Source organism: Streptomyces sp. NPDC048825 (genome assembly GCF_043198355.1).
GTDB lineage: Bacteria > Actinomycetota > Actinomycetes > Streptomycetales > Streptomycetaceae > Streptomyces > Streptomyces xiangluensis.
Genome location: NZ_JBICUR010000001.1, coordinates 1088354 through 1110704 on the forward strand (window position 1 = coordinate 1088354; position 22351 = coordinate 1110704).

At 70.4% G+C, this 22351-nt stretch carries 14 protein-coding genes and 1 other RNA gene; 5 read left to right on the top strand and 10 right to left on the bottom strand.

All coding sequences use genetic code 11. From position 1 onward, the window contains the following. The first annotated feature begins 140 nt into the window (after positions 1 to 140). Positions 141 to 3077, top strand: coding sequence for a glycoside hydrolase family 3 C-terminal domain-containing protein (locus ACGFNK_RS05040; RefSeq protein ID WP_393412024.1), 2937 nt, complete (start codon positions 141 to 143; stop codon positions 3075 to 3077). An 89-nt stretch (positions 3078 to 3166) separates the two neighbouring features. Here the strand turns inward: ACGFNK_RS05040 and ACGFNK_RS05045 are convergent, their stop codons facing one another. From ACGFNK_RS05045 to ftsE, 6 genes are all read right to left on the bottom strand, one after another. Next, a complete protein-coding gene (locus ACGFNK_RS05045) occupies positions 3167 to 4150 on the bottom strand; it encodes a PHB depolymerase family esterase (RefSeq protein ID WP_393412026.1) in 984 nt (327 codons plus the stop codon). A gap of 150 nt (positions 4151 to 4300) precedes the next feature. Further along, positions 4301 to 4689: a transfer-messenger RNA gene (ssrA, locus tag ACGFNK_RS05050) on the bottom strand. Between the two features lie 134 nt (positions 4690 to 4823). Next, positions 4824 to 5357, bottom strand: coding sequence for an SsrA-binding protein SmpB (smpB, locus tag ACGFNK_RS05055; RefSeq protein WP_386352048.1), 534 nt, complete (start codon positions 5355 to 5357; stop codon positions 4824 to 4826). A 103-nt stretch (positions 5358 to 5460) separates the two neighbouring features. After that, complete coding sequence (locus ACGFNK_RS05060; protein WP_393412028.1) at positions 5461 to 6654, bottom strand: S41 family peptidase; 1194 nt, start codon at positions 6652 to 6654, stop codon at positions 5461 to 5463. Between the two features lie 68 nt (positions 6655 to 6722). Next, complete coding sequence (ftsX, locus tag ACGFNK_RS05065) at positions 6723 to 7640, bottom strand: permease-like cell division protein FtsX (protein WP_386352043.1); 918 nt, start codon at positions 7638 to 7640, stop codon at positions 6723 to 6725. A gap of 45 nt (positions 7641 to 7685) precedes the next feature. Continuing rightward, entirely contained in the window at positions 7686 to 8375 is a 690-nt protein-coding gene (gene ftsE / locus ACGFNK_RS05070) for a cell division ATP-binding protein FtsE (protein ID WP_033328283.1), read from the bottom strand. Positions 8376 to 8634: 259 nt separating this feature from the next. On the opposite strand from ftsE, the gene ACGFNK_RS05075 reads away from it, so the two are divergent. Beyond that, the gene (locus ACGFNK_RS05075; RefSeq protein ID WP_033328281.1) at positions 8635 to 8826 is read left to right on the top strand and encodes a hypothetical protein; all 192 of its coding nucleotides are present in this window, start codon (positions 8635 to 8637) and stop codon (positions 8824 to 8826) included. A gap of 137 nt (positions 8827 to 8963) precedes the next feature. On the opposite strand, the gene ACGFNK_RS05080 is transcribed toward ACGFNK_RS05075, so the two are convergent. The 4 genes from ACGFNK_RS05080 to ACGFNK_RS05095 form a co-directional block, all read right to left on the bottom strand. Then, the gene (locus tag ACGFNK_RS05080; protein WP_393412031.1) at positions 8964 to 9641 is read right to left on the bottom strand and encodes a hypothetical protein; all 678 of its coding nucleotides are present in this window, start codon (positions 9639 to 9641) and stop codon (positions 8964 to 8966) included. A 305-nt stretch (positions 9642 to 9946) separates the two neighbouring features. Beyond that, the gene (prfB, locus tag ACGFNK_RS05085) at positions 9947 to 11053 is read right to left on the bottom strand and encodes a peptide chain release factor 2 (protein WP_386352037.1); all 1107 of its coding nucleotides are present in this window, start codon (positions 11051 to 11053) and stop codon (positions 9947 to 9949) included. Between the two features lie 373 nt (positions 11054 to 11426). Continuing rightward, complete coding sequence (locus ACGFNK_RS05090) at positions 11427 to 12659, bottom strand: serine/threonine-protein kinase (protein ID WP_393412033.1); 1233 nt, start codon at positions 12657 to 12659, stop codon at positions 11427 to 11429. 264 nt (positions 12660 to 12923) lie between these two features. Then, positions 12924 to 14609 carry a serine/threonine-protein kinase gene (locus ACGFNK_RS05095; protein WP_393412035.1) on the bottom strand — a complete coding sequence of 562 codons (1686 nt, stop codon included), beginning with the start codon at positions 14607 to 14609 and terminating at the stop codon, positions 12924 to 12926. Between the two features lie 410 nt (positions 14610 to 15019). Between ACGFNK_RS05095 and ACGFNK_RS05100 the strand changes: the two genes are divergently transcribed. From ACGFNK_RS05100 to ACGFNK_RS05110, 3 genes are all read left to right on the top strand, one after another. Further along, positions 15020 to 19309, top strand: coding sequence for an FHA domain-containing protein (locus ACGFNK_RS05100; protein ID WP_393412037.1), 4290 nt, complete (start codon positions 15020 to 15022; stop codon positions 19307 to 19309). 261 nt (positions 19310 to 19570) lie between these two features. Next, positions 19571 to 20959, top strand: coding sequence for an ABC transporter substrate-binding protein (locus ACGFNK_RS05105; RefSeq protein WP_393412039.1), 1389 nt, complete (start codon positions 19571 to 19573; stop codon positions 20957 to 20959). Positions 20960 to 20968: 9 nt separating this feature from the next. Continuing rightward, the gene (locus ACGFNK_RS05110) at positions 20969 to 22321 is read left to right on the top strand and encodes a carbohydrate ABC transporter permease (RefSeq protein ID WP_393412041.1); all 1353 of its coding nucleotides are present in this window, start codon (positions 20969 to 20971) and stop codon (positions 22319 to 22321) included. Positions 22322 to 22351: the final 30 nt, after the last annotated feature.

A 22351-nucleotide genomic window follows, 5' to 3' on the forward strand; every position in this document is an offset into this window, starting at 1 on the left:
GCGGGACTGACATATGCGGCTCCGCCGCGATGGGGGTCCCCCCGCTCGAGCGAAGTCGAGAGTGGGGGAGCGACCAGCCACATACGGCCCGCAGCTTCCGAACCCCCTTCCAGCGAGTGCTTAGTTGAAGGAGCGGTTTCATGAAACGTAAGAGAAGACACAGAACCCCCCTCGCCTCACGCGCAGTGCCCGTCCTGGCACTGACACTGATCGCCGGACTCGGCGTCACCGCCACCGGAACGGCCGTCGCGGACCCCGCGTACGCCTTCCGCAACCCGAAGCTCTCCGTCGACCGGCGCGTGGACGACCTCCTCACCCGGCTCACCCTCGACGAAAAGATCTCCCTGCTCCACCAGTACCAGCCCGCGATCCCCCGCCTCGGCATCAAGCCCTTCAAGACCGGCACCGAGGCCCTGCACGGAGTCGCCTGGCTCGGCGAGGCCACCGTCTTCCCGCAGGCCGTGGGGCTCGCCTCGACCTGGGACCCACAACTGATCGAGCACGTGGGCTCAGCGGTCGGCGACGAGACGCGCGGATTCCAGCAGGAACGCCCGCCCGGGTGGGGCCTCAACCTCTGGGCGCCCGTGGTGAACCCGCTGCGCGACCCGCGCTGGGGCCGCAACGAGGAGGGCTACTCCGAGGACCCGTATCTGACGGGCGCGATGGCCACCGCGTACGGCACGGGCCTGACCGGCGGCGACCCCGACCACCTCAAGACGGCCCCGACACTGAAGCACTACCTCGGCAACAACAACGAGGCCGACCGCACGACCACATCGTCCGACCTGCGCCCGCGCGTCCTCAAGGAGTATGAGGAGCAGGCGTTCAAGCCGGCGATCGAGGCGGACGCGGCAACGGGCGTGATGTCCTCGTACAACCTGGTCAACGGCCGTCCGGCGACGGTCAATCCGGACCTCGACGACGAGGTCCGCACCTGGTCCTCGTACGACCTGCTGAACGTCACCGACGCCTACGCGCCCAACAACCTGATCGCCACCGGCAGCCAGAAGTACTACGACACCCTGGCCGAGGGGAACGCGGCGGCGCTCAAGGCGGGCATCGACAGCTTCACGACGGACGACGCGAACTCCGTACCGACGACCACGGCCATCAAGTCGGCAGTGTCCGCAGGTCAGTTGAAGGAGTCGGACGTCGACACGGCCGTCGGGCACATCCTGAGCGTCCGCGTCCGGCTCGGCGAATTCGACCCGGGCGGCGGCAAGTACGGCTCCATCGACAAGTCGGTCGTGAACAGCCCGGCGCATCAGAAGCTCGCCCGGAAGGCGGCGGCCGATGCCGCCGTGCTGCTGAAGAACTCGGGCGGCGCCCTGCCCCTGAAGACCTCGGCGAAGAACGTGGCCGTGGTCGGCCCCCTCGCCGACACCCTCTACACCGACTGGTACTCGGGCACGCTCCCCTATGGGATCACCCCGAAGGAGGGCATCGCCGCGAAGCTCGGCACATCCGTGACCAGTAGCGAGGGCGTGGACCGGATCGCGCTGAAGAACGTCTCGACCGGCGCGTACGTGACAGCCGGTTCGGACGCCGACGGCGAGCCCCTGAAGGAGAGCGGCGCCTCGTCCGGTACGGCGGTCCAGTTCGACGTATTCGACTGGGGAGCCGGCATCGTGACCCTGAGGTCTGCGGCGAACGGCAAGTACGTCGGCGCCAAGGGGTCGGGCTTCGTCAACGACCAGGTGCAGCCTGGTGGCTGGTTCGTGCAGCAGCAGTTCGCGCTGGAGGAGCAGACGGACGGCACGTATTTCCTCCGCTACGCCGGCTACGAGACCCGGGAGCCCTGGTGGTCGAACCCGGTCTACCTCGGCCCGACCGGCGACGACGGCACCCTCGGTCTGGTGACCAAGGAGGAGGCCGCGCGCTACACCAAGGACGTCGTCCGCAGCGGCACCGAGGAGGCCGTGGCGGCGGTGAAGGGCAAGGACACGGCGGTCGTGGTGGTCGGGTCCATGCCCGCGATCAACGGCCGCGAGAACGACGACCGTGAGGACATGAGCCTGGCACCGTCCCAGGAAGCCCTGGTCAAGGCGGTACGCAAGGCCAACCCGAACACCGTCGTGATCGTGGAGAACAGCTACCCGACCACCCTCGGCGACCTCCAGAAGGACGTCCCGGCCCTCCTCTGGACCACCCACGCGGGCCAGGAGACCGGCAACGCCCTCGCCGACGTCCTCTTCGGCGACGTGAACCCGGCGGGCCGTCTCACCCAGACCTGGTACCGCTCGGAGTCCGATCTCCCCTCGATCCTGGAGTACGACAACATCAAGCACGACCGCACGTACCAGTACTTCAAGGGCGACCCGCTGTACGAGTTCGGCTACGGACTCTCGTACAGCTCTTTCCGCTACGGGCAGCTGAAGCGCGTCGACGGCGGTTACGAGGTTGCCGTCACCAACACCGGGCGGCGATCCGGGGACGAGGTCGTGCAGCTCTACACCCACCAGCGGACCTCGCGCGACAAGCAGCCGCTGAAGCAGCTGGAGGCGTTCCAGCGGGTGTCTCTGAAGCCCGGCCAGACGAAGACGGTCAAGCTGAAGCTCTCGGTGGACGATCTCGCGCACTGGGATGTCACGCGGTCCAAGTGGGTGGTGGAGAGCGGGACCTACGACGTTCTCGTGGGCGCTTCCTCCGAGGACATCCGCTCGCGTACGGCGCTGAAGGTACGGGGCGAGACGATTCCGGCGCGGGATCTGTCCCGGGTGACGCGGGCCGAGAACTTCGACGACTACGAGGGTGTGCGGCTGGTCGACGAGTCGAAGGCGCGGGGCACGGCGGTGGGGGCTTCGGGGGACGAAGCCTGGGTGAAGTTCGCCGACTCCCGACTCGGCTTCGGCGCTTCGAAGTTCAGCGCCCGGGTGGCCGGGGCGGCCGGGAAGGTCGAGATCCGGCTCGGGTCGCCGACCGGCACCATTGTCGGTACGGCGACGGCATCCGGCACCGGGTCGCCTTACACGTACGAGACGGTGGACGCCTCGCTTTCCAGCGCCGCCAAGGGCCGTCAGGACGTGTACCTCGTCCTGAGCGACAGCATGCGGTTGTCGACGTTCTCGCTCCGCTGACCGACTGTCCGAGGACTGGGGCGGTGGTGGCTCGCTGAGCAGCCTGGGGGCGGCGGGGGCGAAAACCCTCACCGCCCCGTTTGGCGCACTCAGCCGAGCCCCCACGACCGCCCGAGTCGGTAGGCCGCGCACAGGTTCACGTCGAGGACATGCGCCCCCGCCGTACCGCACTGCTCACCACCGCTCCCCGGATCGACGGGCTGCCCATGCCCCATCCCCGTGACGCTGTACGTCTCCACGACCACCGTCCCGCTCCCGTCCCGGAACGCCTGGTGCGGATAACCGGCGACGCTGTCGCTCACGTCCGCGACCTGGTCGGCGCCGTGCACGTCGGTCCACTGCTTCATGAGGTCGGTCATGTTGACGGGTTTGACGGTGTAGTCGGCGGTCCCCTGGAACACGGTGAGCCTCGGCCAGGGCCCGCCGTACCCGGGCCGGGCGGCCCGCACCCGGTCGCCCCACTGCCGCGCACTTTGGGTGGCACCCACGTACATGCACACGTACGGCGACCCGGCGGCCTGCGCGCACCCGTACGGCAGCCCCGCGACCACGCCACCCGCGGTGAACTTCTCCGGATACGCGGCCATCATCACAGAGGTCATCCCGCCGCCGGCGGACAGCCCGGTGACGTACACCCGCGAGGCGTCCCCCGACACGTCGGCCAGTTGCCGGTCGACCATCTGAGCGACGCTGGCGGCCTCCCCCTGTCCCCGCGCGATGTCACCGCTCTGGAACCAGTTGAAACACGACGAGGCATTGTTGCCGGACTGCTGCTGCGGCAGCACGACGGAGAACCCCCAGCGGTCGGCGAGCTGGGTCCAGCCACTGCCGGTGCCGTACCCGGCGGCGTTCTGCGTGCACCCGTGCAACGCGACGACGACGGGCCGTCCGGCGGGCAGCCCGTCCGGCACGTACCGGAACATCTTCAGAGCCCCGGGATTGGCCCCGAAGCCGGTGACCTCCTGCACGGAGGCGGCAGCGGCCCGCCCCGGCGGCAGGACTAGGGACAGCAGGGCGGCCAGGAGGGCCACCAGTACAAGACGCGTGAATGTTGCGGCTCTGGTCTCGGTCATGAAGAGGGACCGTAGAAGCGTGAACCGTCCCTCGATATGTTTCCGGACACCACAACGAGGTCTTGTGTCGTGTGCCCCATAGACACGACAAAGGCCCCGCTGCCTGAGCAGCGGGGCCTTTGCCTGCTGTGTTCAATTGAAAACATGGGAAAGTGGAGATGGCGGGAATCGAACCCGCGTCCACCGGTGCAGAATCAGGGCTTCTCCGAGCGCAGTTCGCTGCGATTTTCTCAGCCCCGGAGATCACGCGAACAAGTCTCCGACGGGCTCAGTCACTGTTTGATTTCCCGTCGAACCCCGTGACCGGGCTCGACGGTTTAGTTCCCTAGATTATGCCAGGGTCCGGGTCGGGAACACCCCCGGGCTGACACCCATTAAGGGTCCTTCACTCACTGCTTATTAGGCAGCGAGGGCGAAGGACTGGGAATCGCTCTTGGTATTGGCGATTATTGGTTGCGACATATGGTTAACGAGATCATTGCCGCTTCCTCGGCTCGCTTCCCCTGCTTCGACAGCCGCTGTCGAAACCGATCATCCCCATGTTGATTTTTCAAAGCCGGATCTTTCGACCCACGCACCCTCGGTGAGGTGCTGACGCCATCGTACGTGACCAACGCGCGACGATGCCACCGTATTCCCGACGGCCGGGCGCCACTCGCCCGCCACCCGTCGGCTACTCGCCCCGCTGCTTCCTCTTCGCCGCCGCCATCGCCCGGTCCGACTCCCGTCGGTCCTGCTTCTCCCGCAGCGTCTGCCGCTTGTCGTACTCCTTCTTGCCCCGGGCGAGCGCGATCTCGGCCTTGGCGCGACCGTCCTTAAAGTACAGGACGAGGGGCACGATCGTGTGCCCCGTCTCCTCGGACTTCGACGCCAGCTTGTCGATCTCCTCGCGGTGCAGGAGCAGCTTGCGCTTGCGGCGCGCGGAGTGGTTGGTCCAGCTGCCCTGGCTGTACTCGGGGATGTGGGCGTTGTGCAGCCACGCCTCGTTCCCGTCGATCTGGACGAAGCCGTCGACCAGCGAGGCGCGGCCCTGGCGCAGCGACTTCACCTCCGTGCCGGTGAGTACGAGCCCGGCCTCATAGGTGTCGATGATCGCGTAGTCGTGCCGCGCCTTCTTGTTCTGCGCGACGATCTTGCGCTTGCCGTCCTTGGCCTTGCCGGAGGCTCCCCCGCCCTGCTTCGGCTGGGACTCTTTCGGTACGTACATGCCCTTGCTCATAGTGCTGCCATTTTCGCACTAGAGGGGGGTCCCGGGGAAAGCCGATTACCAAGGCCATGATCCGTCGGCCACGAAGGCCGTGCGCGGTCGGCTATGTGGGGTCGCCGAGCCCGCTCAGTACGGTCTCGGCCCGTTCCAGGACGCCTTCCTCGACCTCCAGGTCGGGGCTGAGGCCGCTGCCGTCGACGCTGCGCCCGGAAGGAGTGCGGTAGTGCCCGACGGTCAGCTCGGCGACGGAGCCGTCGGGGAGGCGGCTCGGCATCTGGACCGAGCCCTTGCCGAAGGTCCTGGAGCCCACGACGACCGCGCGTCCACGGTCCTGCAGGGCGCCCGTGAGGAGCTCGGCCGCGCTCATCGTGCCGCCGTCGACGAGCGCGACCAGGGGTCTGGAGGTGTCGCCGCCCGGCTCGGCGTGCAGGGCGCGCTGATCGCCGCGTACGTCGTACGTCGCCACGAGGCCGCCGTCGAGGAAGGCGGAGGCGGCGGTGACGGCCTCGGTGACCAGGCCGCCGGAGTTGCCGCGCAGGTCGAGGACGATCCGGGCGCCGGCAGGGGTCCCGGCCACGGCGGCCCGTACGAGTTCGCCGGAGCCCTTGGTGAAGGCGGCGACCTTGATCACGGTGACGTCGCCGCCGAGTTCGCGTACCGTCACGGACTCCGTGGAAAGCCTCGCCCGGCGCACCGTCTCGGTCCACGCGCGCTTGCCGCGCTCCAGGCCCAGGGAGACGGCCGTACCGGCGGCGGCGCCGGTGGCGTCGCCGCGGAGCAACGCGACGACCTCGGTCACCGGCCGGCCGTCGACGCGCTTGCCGTCGACGCTGCGCAGCCGGTCGCCCTTGCGGATCCCGGCGGCTTCCGCGGGCGAGCCGTCCCGCACGCGGGCCACCGCGATACGTCCGTCGTGCTCACGCAGGGCCCACAGGCCGACGCCGGTGTAGGCGCCGTCGAGGGCCTCCTCGAACTCCTCGTACTCGCCCTCGGAGTACACCGCGCCCCAGCGGTCGCCGCTGCGGCTCACCGCGCGCTCGGCTGCCTCCACGGGCGACTTGCCGTCGGCCATCGCCTCGGCGGCGGCCTCGGAGACGTCCTCCTGGCGACCGCCGGAGTCGGCGGACGCGGTGGACCCGACCGTCGCGGTTCGGGCGCTGTGGGAAGAGGATTTCTCGTCGGATGCGGTGAAAGAGCCGGTCGCGGCACCGGTGGCGAGGACGCTCGCGAAGACCAACGTCAGGGCCGCCCCGCGGCGGATACGGCGGGGCGGACAGAACAGGTCTCGGCCTGACATGCCGGTGAGTCTAGGACAAGGCAAGGGGCCATACGCCTCGTTGGCAGTACGGCCCCCATTGGTATGCGTCACACCTTCAGGTACTTGCGCAACGCGAAGAACGCGGCCAGCGCCGGCATCAGCAGACTTGTGGCGAGGATGAGCGGCAGATACTTCAACACCGCGTCCCAGCCGATGAAGTTGATCAGAGTCAGCTTCTCCGACAGAGCGAGTCCGTGATCGATGATGAAGTATCTGGCGACCACCAGGAACCCGCACGCGACCGTGCCGCCGATGAGTCCGGCGACGGCGGCCTCCATGATGAACGGCGCCTGGATGTAGAAGCCGGAGGCGCCCACGAGACGCATGATGCCGGTCTCCCTGCGGCGGCTGAACGCCGAGACGCGCACCGTGTTGACGATCAGCATCAGCGCGACGACGAGCATCATCGCCATCAGCGCGCGGGCCGCCCAGTTCATGCCGTTGAGCAGCTCGAAGAGGTTGTCCAGGATGCCCTTCTGGTCCTGCACGGACTGCACCCCGTCACGGCCGTCGAAGGCGGTGGCGATGACCTGGTACTTCTCCGGGTCCGTCAGCTTGATGCGGAAGGACTCCTGCATCTGGTCCGGGGTGAGCGAGCTGGCCAGCGGGGAGTCGCCGAACTGCTCCTTGTAGTGCTTGTACGCCTGGTCCGACGACTCGTGCGCGACGGTGTCGACGACGGACATCTTCTTGAGGTCGGTCTGGATCTGCTCCTTCTGCTCGGTGGTGACCGCTCCCCTGGCGCAGTTGGGGTCGGACTCCGCGTCGCTCTTGTTGCAGAGGAAGATCGAGACGTTGACCTTGTCGTACCAGTAGCCCTTCATCGTGCTGACCTGATCGCTCATCAGGAGCGAGCCGCCGAACAGGGCGAGGGAGAGGGCTACGGAGACGATGACCGCGAAGGTCATCGTCAGATTGCGGCGGAGACCGACGCCGATCTCCGACAGGACGAACTGGGCGCGCATGGCGTCTACTCAGGCCTTTCCATGGACAGCTGCGGGCGGGGGCGGTCAGTGCTGGTAGCCGTAGACGCCGCGTGCCTGGTCGCGGACGAGGCGGCCCTGCTCCAGCTCGATGACGCGCTTGCGCATCTGGTCCACGATGTTCTGGTCGTGGGTCGCCATCAGGACGGTGGTGCCCGTCCGGTTGATGCGGTCGAGCAGCTTCATGATGCCGACGGAGGTCTGCGGGTCGAGGTTTCCGGTCGGCTCGTCGGCGATGAGCAGCTTCGGCCGGTTGACGAAGGCGCGCGCGATGGCGACACGCTGCTGCTCACCACCGGAGAGTTCGCCCGGCATCCGGTCCTCCTTGCCGCCGAGCCCGACGAGATCGAGCACCTGGGGCACGGATTTACGGATCTCGCCGCGGGACTTGCCGATGACCTCCTGCGCGAACGCGACGTTCTCGCCGACCGTCTTGTTCGGCAGCAGCCGGAAGTCCTGGAACACCGTCCCCAACTGGCGGCGCATGTGCGGCACTTTCCAGTTGGACAGGCGCGCGAGGTCCTTGCCCAGGACGTGGACCTGGCCATGGCTGGTGCGCTCCTCGCGCAGGATCAGCCGCAGGAAGGTGGACTTTCCGGAGCCGGAGGAGCCCACCAGGAACACGAACTCGCCACGCTCGACCTCCAGGGAGACATCCCTGAGTGCGGGGCGGGTCTGCTTTGGGTAGACCTTGGAGACGTTGTCGAATCGGATCACGGATGCACCACGAGTCAGCGGGGGTAGGTGAGCGTGACCATACGCGAACCGGGCGGGCGGGCGCAGTCGCCGGTCGGGGTTGCGCGAGGGTTGCACGTTTTGTCGCACATGGGAAGGGCTCGAATGCGCCAGGACGGCGAAGGATAAGGGGACGCGAGCCTAAATCCGGGGAACCTGGCACAGTGGAGGGGGAACGTTCTCGTTCCTGAGAGCGTTGAGAGCGTTGTCTACGTGGAACCGGTGCAAGGAGGGCGAGCGCATGACGTACGACCGGTTGGTGTGCGCGAACTGTGCCGCGCCCGTGAATGAAGGCCGCTGCCCCGTCTGCCGTGCGAACAGGGAGCGGCTGCAGCAGGAGAGCCCGTTCGCGGGCCTGAACCCCATGGCGCTGATCGCGCTGCTGGCCGTGCTGATCGCGGCCGTGGCCCTGCTGGCGCACCAGACCGCGTAGCGAGCGGCGAGGCATTTCGTACAGCAAGCACAGCAAGAGGCATTACGTGTACGACGAGAAGGGCCCGGAGTCCTGGACTGGACTCCGGGCCCTTCTCGTGATTCGCGCGCCTACGGCAGGTCAGCCTCTGACATGCGTCAGGCGGCGGCGCCGCGGCCGTTCACGAGGCGGGGCAGCAGACGGAAGCCGATACCGCCAGCGATCATCGTGGCCGCACCGACCAGCAGGAAGGTGGTCTCGGCGGCGCCGGTCTCGGCGAGCTCGCCGCCACCGCCGGTGCCCTGGGCGGAGGTGTCCGAGGCACCCGTGCCGGTACCCGTACCGCTGCCGGTGTCGGTCAGGCTCTCCTTGCCCTCACTCTGCTCGACGGGCTGCGAGCCGCCGTCGGGGTCGGCCTCGTTGCCGCCACCGCCGTTGCCACCGCCGTTGCCGTTGCCGTTGCCACCGCCGTTGCCGTTGCCCGGGTCCTCGGTGGGCTCGTCGGTGGGAGGCTCGTCGGTGGGCGGCTCGTCCGTCGGCGGCTCATCGGTGGGCGGCTCGTCCGTCGGCGGCTCGTCGGTCGGCGGCTCGTCGGTGGGCGGCTCGTCCGTCGGCGGCTCGTCGGTCGGGATCTCCGTAGGCGGGTCGGTCGGGTCCTCGACGCCGAGTCCGACACCGACACCGTTCTCGTCGGCGCTGGCGCCGACGCTCAGACCGCCCACCTCGACGCCGACGTCAAGGGCCGAAGCGGCACCCGCGGCGGTCAGCGAAGCACCGGCGGCGATCACCGCACCGGCGGCCACCCGCGCGACACGGATCCGCGTCTTCTTGGTCATCTGCCTGCTACCCCCAGATAGCTCATCGTGAATGGAGCAGCGCCTGGGGCGACGACATCAGGGACGCTCTCGAAGCCCCCCGGTTCACATGCGCCCCAGAGATACGCATGCCGCGCGTCAGCCTTCCTGTTCTTCAAAGCATCGTCAAGGTCGTTGCGACCGTGATGTCCAGATCAAGGTCATATGACGGCCGATACTCAATGTGAGTGTGACGTAAAACCCAGACATTGAGCTGCAGAAAGGGCAACTGCCGTCCATAGGACGGCAGTTGCCCTGTCGACAAAACGACGCCTGCGAAAGTCGCCTTACTTCGCCTGCTGCTTGCGCCAGCGAATTCCGGCCTCCAGGAAGCCATCGATCTCGCCATTGAACACGGCCTCCGGGTTGCCCACCTCGTACTCCGTGCGCAGATCCTTGACCATCTGGTACGGGTGCAGCACGTACGAACGCATCTGGTTGCCCCAGGAGTTGCCGCCATCGCCCTTGAGGGCGTCCATCTTGGCCTGCTCCTCCTGCCTGCGCCGCTCCAGCAGCTTCGCCTGCAGTACGTTCATGGCGGTCGCCTTGTTCTGGATCTGCGACCGCTCGTTCTGACAGGAGACGACAATTCCCGTGGGGAGGTGGGTCAACCGCACTGCGGAGTCAGTGGTGTTGACGCCCTGACCGCCGGGACCGGACGAGCGGTACACATCCACCCGCAGCTCGGACTCGTCGATCTCTATGTGGTCGGTCTTCTCGACGACGGGCAGCACCTCCACGCCCGCGAACGAGGTCTGCCGGCGCCCCTGGTTGTCGAACGGCGAGATCCTGACGAGCCGGTGCGTGCCCTGCTCCACCGACAACGTCCCGTAGGCGTACGGCACCTGGACGGCGAAGGTGGTCGACTTGATGCCGGCCTCTTCCGCGTACGAGGTTTCGTAGACCTCGGTCTTGTAGCCCTGCTGTTCGGCCCAGCGCAGGTACATGCGCTGGAGCTTCTCGGCGAAGTCCGCGGCGTCGACGCCGCCGGCTTCCGCGCGGATGTTGACGAGTGCCTCGCGGGAGTCGTACTCCCCCGACAGCAGCGTCCGGACCTCCATCTCGTCCAAGGCCTTCTTGACGGCGGTGAGCTCCGTCTCGGCCTCGGCGCGGGTGTCCGGGTCGTCCTCCTCCTCGGCCATCTCGAAGAGCACGCCCAGATCGTCGATCCGGCTGCGCAGGGCTTCCGCCTTGCGGACCTCCGCCTGGAGGTGGCTCAGCTTGCTGGTGATCTTCTGCGCCGCTTCCGGGTCGTCCCACAGGGACGGCGCTGCCGCCTGCTCCTCGAGCACGGCGATATCTGCCCTCAGCGTGTCGAGGTCCAGGACGGCCTCGATCGACTCCATGGTCGCGGAGAGGGATTTGAGCTCTTCGGATACATCGACAACTGCCACACCCCCAGCGTAACGGCTCTGCCAAGTGGCTCCGCCGGTTGAGCGGGGGGTCCGGGTGCGGGGTGCGGTCGGTTTGGCAGCCGCGGCTGAGTGGGGGCAGGCGCTTTTCCCCGACCCGGCCCCTTCCCGAAAACTGGGGGCTACGGGGCTACGCCCCCATGCCCCCTCGGCGGGTCGTGTGTCGGCTGCGGGCCGTCCTGGGTTGCTCGCGCAGTTCCCCGCACCCCTCGGTGGGTGGGGGCTTGGGCCGTCGTGCGGCCCGCGCCCCGTCAGGGGCGCGGGGAACTGCGCGACCAGCCACAACGGGCCCGCAGCCGCCAATCGCACCCCAGCCAGATACCCCCCCCGTAGGCACCCCGCCGGGGGGCGACGGTTACGGCGAAGCCGGAGCCGACGCCCCCGGACCCTGCGGCTTCGCGTCCGCGTTGTCGCCCGTCGTGGCGAGCCACGTGCCGATGCCGACCGCCGCCGCGAGGGCGACGGCCACCGCGCTGAGCGTGAGGCGTCGGCGCCGTGCCGCGGCACGGTTGCGGGCGGAGCCGGGCCGCGGGGCACCGGCGGCGCGGGGCGCGCGGGCGGTGCCCCTGGCGCCGCCCGCCAGCTCGTCCGGCCCCGGCACGCGCATGCTCGTATGCGTGTCACGGTTCGAGTCCGGCGCGGCGCGCCCCGGCACCAGCGGCACAGCACCCCGCCGCACCCGCTCGGCGTCGCGCGGAGCCTCCGGCTCCGCGGGCGTCGCGTCGGATTCCGGCTCCGGCTCGTCCACATCCAGCGGTGGCATCCCCGCCAGTTCGGGCAGCTGCTCGCGCAGCCGCGCCCCCAGCTCGGACGCCCGCAACCTTGACGCCGGCGCCTTCGCCAGACACTGCACGAGCAGCTGCCACAGCTCGTCGGGAATCCCGGGAAGCGGTACCACCGTCTCCGTGACATGCCGCCGCAGCACCGCTCCGGGGTGACCGCCGCCGAACGGCGTGAACCCGGCCAGCAGCTCGTACAGCACGGTCGCCAGCGCGTAGATGTCGACGGCCGCCCGAGGGGGCAGCCCCTCGATGATCTCGGGCGCCAGATAGTCCGGCGTACCGATGATCTTCGTCGCCCGGGTCCGCCGCGGCGAGTCGATGAGCTTGGCCACACCGAAGTCCGTCAGCAGCGCCGGATGCGAGCCGCCGGGCCCGAGCGGTCCCTGCATGTCGAGCAGTACGTTCTCCGGCTTGACGTCCCGGTGGACGACACCGGCCGCGTGCGCGGCAGCGAGCCCGTCCGCGACATCCGCGACGATCGCGACCGCGGCCTCGGGAGCCAGCCGCCGCTCGCGGTCGAGACGGGTACGCAGATCCGTCCCCCGCACGAGATCCATGACCAGCGCGAGGTCGTTGCCGTCGACCACCAGGTCACGTACGGAGACGACATGCGGATGATCGAGCCCGAGCAGCGCCGTCCGCTCCTGAACGAAGCGACCCACGAGCTCCTGGTCGGAGGCGAGGTCCTCACGCAACAGCTTGATGGCGACGGGCCCCTCCGGCCCCTCGCCCAGCCACACCGTCCCGGCGCTGCCCCGCCCCAGAATCTGGTGCGCGGTGTACCGGCTTCCGATCTTCCGTGCCAAGACTGCTCCTACGGACGCGTGTTGTCGCTAAAGCTACGCGCCCGCAGACCCAACCTTCACTCCGGAGACAGAAATCACCCGCCAGGTGTCGACAAATCCCCAGAACCGCACCGCGGTTCTGGGGATTCGGAGGAGAGCCGAGGGGGCCAGTACAGGCATGAAAGGGGTCAACGGGCCTGAACAGGCCTAGACGGACTCAAAGAGATCTCAAGTGATCTAACGGCACAGAAAAGGCAAGGCGGGACAAAGAGAGGCAAGACGGGCCTACTGGCCGGAACCAGAACCCGATCCCGAGCTCAAGTCCCCCACCCAGTCCGTCGCCGTCTGGAACCAGTCCGTGAGCTGCTCCCAGTACCCCTTGGACGTATCGAGCCACTCCTGGAGCGGGCTCAGTTCCCAGATCAACCACCCGGCCACGACCAGGATGATGATCGTGAACAGGCACCCCTTGAGGCACCCGAGCCCAGGGATCTTCATCGGGTTGGCGCTGCGCTGGCGCGGCTCACGCGGCGGCCGGGGCTCGCGAGGCGGCCGCGACGCCGGCTGCTGCGGCGGAGGCGGCGCGGGAGCGTATCGCTGCGGCTGTTGCTGGGGCTGACGCTGAGGCGCGTACTGCTGCGGCTGGCCCTGGGGCGGATAGCCCTGCTGAGGTCGCTGCTGCGGCCGCTGTCGCGGCTGCTGCTGCGGGCGGGCGACCTGTCGCTGGGGACGTCGCCGGAGCGGATCCTCGCCGGGGTCGAGATACGACTGGACCTGCGTCTGCTCGTTGCGGTCGCGGGCCGCGCGCAGTTGGTTCTGCCAGGGGTGCGGGTCCTCCGGGCCGCCGGACGGCGGCTGGTTCGGCGGCACCGGCGGCATCACCGAGGTGGGGTCGGAGGCGCCGCGGTGGGGCAGTACGGAGGTGGGGTCGGCGTCACCGGAGCCGGCGCCGGTGTGCGGCAGGACGCTGGTCGCGCCGTTCGGGTCGTACGAGCCGGCGCCGTGCTGCAGCACCTGCGTGGGGTCGGCGGCCCAGGATTCGCCCGCCACGGTGGCGGGTGCCGGATCCGGGGCGAGCAGCGCGGCCACGCCCTCGGCGGCGGCGATCTGCGCGGAGGTCGCGTGCACGCCGACGCCCTCAGCGACCGTGCGCAGGCCGCGGGCGAGGTTCTCGGCGCTGGGCCGTTCGTCCGGGTTCTTGCGCAGGCAGCGCTCGATGACCGTCCACAGGGGGTCGGGGATCGTGGAGGGGCGGCGCGCTTCGGAGTTCAGGTGCTGGTGGAGCACCTCGAGGGAGGAACCGCCGGAGAACGGCGGACGGCCGGTGACCAGCTCGTACAGCATGATTCCGGCGCCGTAGACGTCGACCGCGGAGGTCTGCGGGCGGCCCTCGGCGGACTCGGGGGCGACGTACGCGGGTGTGCCGACGAACTCGTGGGTGCGGGTCAGACCGGGCGAGTCGGCGAGCCGGGCGATGCCGAAGTCGGTCAGCAGCGGGTGCATCTGGCCGCCGTCCTGCTTGAGCAGGACGTTCGCCGGCTTCAGGTCCCGGTGGACTACGCCGTCGGCGTGGCTGGAGGCGAGCGCGTCGGCGACCTGGGCGGTGAGGAGGGCGGCGGCCATGGGGCTGAAGGGGCCGTTCTCACGCAGGTAGCGGTGCAGGTCGGGGCCTTCGACCAGGTCCATGACGAGGGCGAGGAGGTCGCCTTCGACGACGAGATCGCGCACCCGGACGATGTTCGGGTGGGTGAGGCGGAGCAGAACAGAGCGCTCCCGCAGGAACCGCATCACGACATCCGCGTCGTTGGCGAGTTCCTCCTTGAGGACCTTGATCGCCACGGTCTCGCCGGGCTGGCCCGGCACGGCCGCCTCGGCTCCCGCGGTCTCCCTCTGGCGGGCTCGCCAGACGGTGCCTGTGGCGCCGCGTCCAAGCGGCTCCTCAAGGAGGTACTTGCTCCCTACCGGCCGCACGTCATGCGCTCCCTGCTGCTTGCTTGGCTGGTCCGTCACCCTTGCTGCGGGTGTTCCGACCCACTGTAGTGCCGCCGAACTGGCACCGGGTTGTCGTCATCCTGTGGATGCCGTCCTGTGGATTTACGTGGGGCGATCCCTTCCGTTTCAGGCAAAGACGCTCACTCCCGGGCCGTTGGTTGCCGGATCTTGGCGTGATCGATCTCAATGGGGCATTGGTCAGGCACTTTTGCGGGCAGAGCCGACCAATCAAGATCACTTGTTCGTGGGATGCGGGCGCATTGTCAGTGGCAGGTGCGAGGATGCTTCCCGTACTGGCCGACGTGCCCGAGTGTGGTGGGGGGAGCTGCGGTGGGGATCGCAGCGCAGCCTCGTCGCGGGCGCCCGCGCAGAAGGGACCGCTGACGGCGATGCAGATCCGGCTGACCGTCGTAGACCCGCTGGGGACGCGTCCCGAGGGGCGTGCCGCGTCCTGCGACGTGCTGGTGACGGCGCCCGCCGGGACCGCGCTCGCCGCGGTGGCCTCCGGCCTCGCCTCGGCGGTCGGGGGCGAGGGTCCCGGTGTGCTGTACGCGGGAGCGGAGCGGCTGGACGCCCAGCGCTGCACGCTCGGTGAGCCGCCGCTGATCGACGGCGCCGTGCTGTGGATGGGCGCCCCGGCGGAGCCCGGCCCCGAGGTCGACGCGGCCGAAGCCCGGCTCCATGTCGTCGCCGGTCCGGACGCGGGCGGCGTCCATCTGCTGCACGGCGGCCGCATCGACATCGGCCGCTCCGCCGACGCGGACGTGCCCCTGGACGACCCGGACGTCTCCCGCCTGCACTGCGCCGTCACGGTCGCGGCGGACGGGCGGGTGTCGGTCGCGGATCTCGGCTCCACGAACGGCACGACGCTGGACGGCGCGCGCGTGGGCGAGCGCCCGGTGCGCTTGGCGCCGGGGGCGCTGCTGCGGGTGGGCGAGTCGGCGTTGCGGCTGGCCCGGGCGGGGGATGCGGAGGCGGTACGGGAGACGGTGCCGGACGGGGAGGGGCATGTACGGGTGCTGGGGGCGCCCGAGGAGCCGCCGCCGCTGCCCGCGCCCGCCGGAACCGTGCCGCACGCGCGTGTAGGGGACGATTCCGCCGCCGATTCCGCCGCCTTGGAGGCGAGCGACACCCACCATGGCTTCGGTACGGCGGGGTGGGGAGCCGCGGAGGGCACTTCCTCCGGGGCGCAGGGGCACGGCTCCGCGGAACCGCCGGTCGTGCCCGGACAGGGCGGGGCACCCGAGTTCGAGAGCACCGGGAGGGCAGAGAGCACCCGGAAGGACACGCCGACGAGGGGCACGACGGTGCCGCGCGAGGCGCGCAAACGCGGCGGGCTCTCGGCGTGGGCCCGGCGACTGGCGGGCGGCCGGGGCGAACCGTCTCCGACATCGGCGTACGACGAGTCCGAAGAGGACGCAGCGGACGCAGCACCGTCCCCCGAGCCCGTCACAGAGGGCGCCCGGGAGCCGGAGCGGTGGCCCGACCTTGCAGCGTTGCTCCTGGCCGCGCTCGGGCCGGGGCCCCGGCTTTGGGAGCGCGGCCCCGAGCACCCCGAGACGCTCGCGGTGCGGCTCGGTACGGCGGACCGGAGCGCGCCGGACGGCTCCGGGCTACTGCCCGCGGTGCCGGTGACCACCGGGTTGCGTGAGGTCGGGGCGCTGGGCATCGCAGGGCCGCGGCCCCGACTCTCCGGGCTCGCGCGCGCGGTGGTGGCGCAGCTCGCCGCGCTGCACTCCCCCGACTCGCTGGAGATCGTCCTGCTCAGCGCGGACCGCTCGCGCCCCCTGGAGGAGCGCATCGCCGAGTGGTCCTGGCTCGGCTGGCTCCCCCACGTCCGCCCCGCCCACGGCCAGGACTGCCGCCTGCTCCTGGCCTACGACCGTGAACAGATCACATCCCGCACGGAGGAACTGCTCCGCCGCCTGGAGGACCACAAGGCGGACACGGCCCGCAGGACGGGGCTCCGTCCCTCGTACGCGGCCACCGCGGCTGCCCACGGGGCCCAGGCCCACATCGCCGCTGCCCCGGACACGACCGGTGCGATCCCGGGGGCTCGCCGGTCGGGCGACGGCGCTGCGCGTGGCGGGTACGGCAGCTCCGGACCGTCCGCCGACGGCGTCCACACCGACCGCCCGGGGTCGACCGCGGACGGCACCCGCCCGGACCACCCGACGGGCAACCACGCCGGTGGCGAGCGCGGCTACGACGACGCCACAACCAGCCGCCCCGGAGCAGCTTCCCCAAGCGCCCATGCAGATCACCAGTCGAACGAGCCAACCGGCGCCAGTCGCGGCACCGACGCGAGCGACCCCACCGACCCGTCCACTGACGGTGCCCGCCCGGGTCACCCATCGGGCAACCGCGCCAGTGGCGAGCGCGGCTCGGGCAACGGCACGGGCACCCGGCCCAGGGCGACCGCCGAGTCGGCCCACCCGGATCACCGGCCGGACGCCCGAAGCGGTGCTGGGCGCGACGACGCGGGCCACCGCCCCCGTCCATCCGCCGAAGGCGCCCACCCGGGAGACCGGCCGGACGACCACGGCGCCGCCCCCGGCTACGGCGGCGGAGCCGCCGAGCGCACCTCCAACCCGGCCCAGCGCGCCGGCGGCGAGCGCAGCCACGGCTACGACGACACCCTGAGCCACCGCCCCGAACCATCCGCCGAAGGCGCCCAGCCGCGACACCGTTCGGGCAACCACGGCAGCGCTGCCCCAGGGACGCCCTCGGACCGGGCCACCGCCCCGACCCGACGCGGCGGTGTCGAGCCCCACCCCGTCGATGCCGCAGGCCACCACCCCAGGCCGACCACCGTCAGCGCCCACCCAGGACACCCGCCGACCGACCCGACTGCCCCCGGCGGCCCCGGCTCCAGCGCCGCGCCCGCCGACCAGGACTCCGCCCCCGGCTCCAGGCCCCCCACCCCCACGCGCGACCGCGACGCCACCCACCTGGGAATCCCCCTCGGCGGCGGCCAAGTCGACGGCACCCTCCGAGGCCGTGGCCGCGACCGCCGCCCCTCCTGGGCCCAGACCGACGATGCCGGCGACGGCGCCTGGCCCGGCCCGTACACCGTGGTCGTCGTGGACGGTGACCCCGGGCCCGCTGCCGTGCGGGAAGCCGTATCGCGGCTGGCGGTCGAGGGACCGCGGGTCGGGATTCATGTCGTGTGCCTTGCCGAGACGGCGGCCGCGTCGCCCGCCTCGCCGGTGACGGAGACGTACGAGGCGGGCTGTGCGGCTTCTTCGGTGTTCCGGGACTGTGGAGCCGTCGCCCTGCTCAGCGGGGACGTGGCCACGGCGCTGCGGCTGATGCGGGTCGCACCGGGCGCCCTCGCCGGCGCCACGCGCACCCAGGCCGCGGAGCTCCCCCGCGGACCCGTCGGCCATGGCACCGTGGCCTCCGTCGACTCGGTGTCCATGGCCTGGGCCGAGCGGTTCGCACGGGCGCTGGCCCCGCTGCGTACGGACGCTGTCCCCGGTGAGCGGCACGCGCGCGTGTCCGCGCCGTTGCCCCAAGCGGCGCGGCTGCTCGATGAGTTGGGGCTGGCCCGGGCCACCCCGGCGTCCCTGATGGCCCGCTGGGCCGACGCGGCCGACGACACGGAAGCGCTCGGCGGGCGCGCGGTCGCCGTGCTCGGCGCCGGGCCACGCGGGCCGGCGAGCGTGGACCTCGCCCAGGAGGGCCCGCATCTGCTGATCGAGGGACCCTCGGGCAGCGGGCGTACGGAGTTGCTCCGCTCCGTCGCCGCGTCGCTCGCCGCCGCGGAGCGGCCCGACCGGCTGGGCATCGTGCTCATTGACGGGTGGGACAGCACCGGCGGCGGCACCGCCGCACGCGGTGACGGTCTGCGGGTCTGCACCGATCTGCCCCATGTCACCACGTATCTCGCGGCCCACGACCCGGTCCGAATGCGGGAGTTCGCGCAATCCCTCACCGCCGAGCTGAAGCGGCGGGCCGAGCTCCTCAGCCGCCTCGACTTCACCGAGTGGCACGGACGGCAGCAGCTCCAGGGCCGCATCGTGGGCCAGCGCTCGGCGAAGGGGTCCACCACCGCACCCCCCGGAGCCACCCCCGGCGCCGCGGACCTGGACGCACCCCCCAGCTCCACCCTCCGCCTGCGCCCCGCCGCCGAGCGGCGGCGGGCGGCGGCGGACGCAGGTCCCCCGCTCCCCCGGCTGGCCGTGATCGTCGACGATTTCGACGCGCTCCTGTCCCCCGCCCTGGGCTCGCCGGGGCGCCCGGCGGCGGGATCCGTCGTACGGGCCCTGGAAGCCGTCGCACGAAGCGGTCACCGGCTCGGCGTGCATCTGGTGGCGGCCACCGCGGGCGGTCCCCGTACCGCCGAGACGGAGCTGTCCCGGCAGGCCGCCCTGCGCATCGCCCTCGAAGCACCCTCGGCCGGCCCGGAAGACCCCGCCCCGGGCCGCGGACGCCTCACCGGTCCCCGCGGCCGGTCAACTCCCTTCCAGGGGGGCCGCGTCACGGGCCGCATCCCCCGCACGTCAACCCTGCGCCCCACGGTCGTCCCCCTCGAGTGGGACCGAATGGGCGACCCGCCCGCCCGTCGCCCCATACGCGAGTTGGGCAACGGCCCGACCGACCTGGCCCTCCTCGCCAGCGCATTGGAGAGAGCCGCCCGCTCCGTGTCCGCCACGGAGGTTCCCTCGCTGCTGTGAAGGCGCCCTGAAGCCGCCCTGAAGCCGCCATTCCGCACAGCATTCTGTACAGCCGTCAACCACCCGACGACTCCTTACGACCACACACGACTCCACACAAGACTCCATTCGACTCGATCCGCATGACGGCACGTCACGACGCGGTTACGATCACGCACTTGACACCGCAGGCGCTCTTGCCGCCGCCAAGCGGGCAGGCGTACACCGGGAGCGCACGGGAACAGGCAGCGCTCGGACGTTCGACGGAGAACGGGGCAAGTCATGCGCAGCACTCTTCGTACACGCAGGCCGAACAGGAAAGGCGGGGCCGCGAAAGCCGCAGCCGCCGTCGTCGCGGGGGCGATGGCACTCACGCTCACCGCGTGCGGCGGAGACGACGACAAGGGCAGCGAGGGAAGCGCCGGCGGCGACACGGACAACGCGGCCACGGTGAAGCTCCCCAAGCTCGACGGTCAGAAACTCGAGGTCGCGGCCGTCTGGACCGGCCCGGAGCAGGACAACTTCACCAAGGTGCTGGACGAGTTCGAGAAGCGCACCGGCGCCGAGGTCAGCTACGTACCGACCGGCAACAACACCTCCACCTTCCTGGGCACGAAGATCCAGGGCGGCAAGCCGCCGAACGTGGCGTTCCTGCCGCAGGTCGGCGTGCTCCACCAGTTCGCCGAGAAGGGCTGGGTCAAGCCCCTCGGCGCCGAGGGGCAGGCGCAGCTCGACAAGAACTTCTCGGCGGGCTGGAGGGACCTGGGCGCGTACGAGGGCAAGCAGTACGGCGTCTATGCGAAGGCCGCCAACAAGTCACTGGTCTGGTACAACACCGCCGCGTACGAGGCCGCCGGCATCACCGAGGAGCCGAAGACCTGGGACGAGTTCGTCCAGACGGCGCAGACCCTGTCGGACGCGGGTTCACCCGCGGTCTCCATCGCCGGGCAGGACGGCTGGACCCTCACCGACTGGTTCGAGAACGTCTATCTCTCGCAGGCCGGACCGGAGAAGTACGACCAGCTCGCCCAGCACAAGATCAAGTGGACGGATCCTTCCGTGAAGGAGGCCCTGACCACACTCGCCGAGCTGTGGGGCAAGGACGAGCTGATAGCGGGCGGGAAGGCCACCGCGCTGCGCACGGAGTTCCCCAAGTCCGTGATCAACACCTTCTCCGGTGACACCCCGGCCGGCATGGTCTTCGAGGCCGACTTCGTCGCCGCGAACATCAACGCGGACACGAAGGCGAAGATCGGCACGGACGCCAAGGTCTTCCCGTTCCCGGCGGTCGGCGACGAGTCGCCGGTCGTCAGCGGCGGTGACATGGCCGTGGCCCTGAAGGACGACAAGGCCTCGCAAGCCCTGTTGACCTTCCTCGCGTCGACGGACGCGGCCGAGATCTGGGCGGCCCAGGGCGGCTTCATCTCTCCCAACAAGGAGATGGACCTGGAGACTTACAAGGACGACGTGGCCCGGGACATCGCCAAGGCGCTGCTCGCCGCGGGCGACGACTTCCGCTTCGACATGTCCGACCAGGCTCCCGCCGCCTTCGGTGGCACCCAGGGCCAGGGCGAGTGGAAGGGCCTGCAGGACTTCCTGAAGAACCCCTCGGACGTCGAGGGCGCGCAGCAGGCGCTCGAGGCCTCCGCCGCCAAGGCGTACAAGGGCTGACGGCAGTCCATGTCGTCCCAGGCGGCGGTGGCGGGGGCCCCGGCAGGTCCGGTGCCCCCCGCCGGAAAACGTAAGAGCGTGATGGGTACCCGGCCGTGGGTGGCAGGTCTGTTCCTGCTGCCCGCGCTGGTGCTGCTCGGCGCGCTCGTGGTCTACCCGATCGGGTACTCGGTCTGGCGCAGTCTGTACGACGCCGACGGTTCAGGCTTCGTCGGCCTGCAGAACTACGCCGACATCTTCACGGACGACGCCACGTTCACCGCGGTCAAGAACACCGCGATCTGGGTCGCGGTGGCCCCCGCCCTGGTCACCGGGCTGGGCCTGATCTTCGCCGTGCTGACCGAACGGGTGCGCTGGGCAACGGCGTTCAAGCTCGTCATCTTCATGCCGATGGCGATCTCCATGCTCGCCGCGGGCATCATCTTCCGGCTCGTCTACGAGGCGGACCCCGACCAGGGCGTCGCCAACGCCGTCGTGGTGGGGGTGCACGACGCCTTCGCCGAGTCGTCCGTCTACCCGAAGGCGCGCCCCTCGACCGAGAGTGATCTCAAGGCGTCGGGAGGCGGCGCCTTCACCTCCGAGGGCACGGTGAGCGCGGGCTCCCCGGTCCTGCTCCCTCTGGTCGGCATCGCCCCGAACAAGCTGCCCGGCGACCCGCAGGACGCCAAGCCCGCCGAGGCCTCGGACGACGGGGTGTCCGGCACGGTCTGGCTGGACTTCCGGCTGGGTGGCGGCGGCGAGAAGGGCGCCGTCGACGCGCGCGAGAAGGGCCTCGCGGGCATCAAGGTCGAGGCGGTCAAGGACGGCGACGTCGTGGCGTCCGCGAAGGCGGCCGACGACGGTACGTTCACGCTGCCCGCGGAGGCGGACGGTGCCCAACTCCGGCTCCCCGCCTCGAACTTCGCGGCGCCCTACAACGGTATCGACTGGCTCGGCCCGAGCCTGGTCACACCGGCCGTCATCGGCGCGTACGCCTGGATGTGGGCCGGTTTCGCGATGGTGCTCATCGCGGCGGGTCTCGCCGGAGTGGACCGCAACCTCCTGGAGGCGGCCAGGGTCGACGGGGCCAACGAGTGGCAGGTGTTCCGCAGGGTCACGGTTCCCCTGCTCGCCCCGGTCCTCGTCGTCGTGCTGATCACGTTGATGATCAACGTGATGAAGATCTTCGACCTCATCTTCATCATTGCCCCGCAGCCCACCCAGGACGAGGCCAACGTGCTGGCCCTCCAGCTCTACAACGCGGCGTTCAGCGGTAGCGGCGACCTCGGCCTCGGCAGCGCGATCGGCATCGTCCTGCTGCTCCTCGTCCTACCGGTGATGATCGTCAACATCCGCCGACTGCGAAGGGAGCGCCGACGGTGACCGCACCCTCCGTACCACTGAAAGAACCCC

What these genes read in the sequence shown, in the direction of transcription:
- ACGFNK_RS05080 (WP_393412031.1), bottom strand. Translation starts at nt 9,641, where the DNA reads ATGACCAAGAAGACGCGGATCCGTGTCGCGCGGGTGGCCGCCGGTGCG.
- ftsX (WP_386352043.1), bottom strand. Translation starts at nt 7,640, where the DNA reads ATGCGCGCCCAGTTCGTCCTGTCGGAGATCGGCGTCGGTCTCCGCCGC.
- ACGFNK_RS05110 (WP_393412041.1), top strand. Translation starts at nt 20,969, where the DNA reads ATGTCGTCCCAGGCGGCGGTGGCGGGGGCCCCGGCAGGTCCGGTGCCC.
- ACGFNK_RS05045 (WP_393412026.1), bottom strand. Translation starts at nt 4,150, where the DNA reads ATGACCGAGACCAGAGCCGCAACATTCACGCGTCTTGTACTGGTGGCC.
- smpB (WP_386352048.1), bottom strand. Translation starts at nt 5,357, where the DNA reads ATGTACGTACCGAAAGAGTCCCAGCCGAAGCAGGGCGGGGGAGCCTCC.
- ACGFNK_RS05105 (WP_393412039.1), top strand. Translation starts at nt 19,571, where the DNA reads ATGCGCAGCACTCTTCGTACACGCAGGCCGAACAGGAAAGGCGGGGCC.
- ACGFNK_RS05040 (WP_393412024.1), top strand. Translation starts at nt 141, where the DNA reads ATGAAACGTAAGAGAAGACACAGAACCCCCCTCGCCTCACGCGCAGTG.
- ACGFNK_RS05060 (WP_393412028.1), bottom strand. Translation starts at nt 6,654, where the DNA reads ATGTCAGGCCGAGACCTGTTCTGTCCGCCCCGCCGTATCCGCCGCGGG.
- ACGFNK_RS05100 (WP_393412037.1), top strand. Translation starts at nt 15,020, where the DNA reads ATGCAGATCCGGCTGACCGTCGTAGACCCGCTGGGGACGCGTCCCGAG.
- ACGFNK_RS05075 (WP_033328281.1), top strand. Translation starts at nt 8,635, where the DNA reads ATGACGTACGACCGGTTGGTGTGCGCGAACTGTGCCGCGCCCGTGAAT.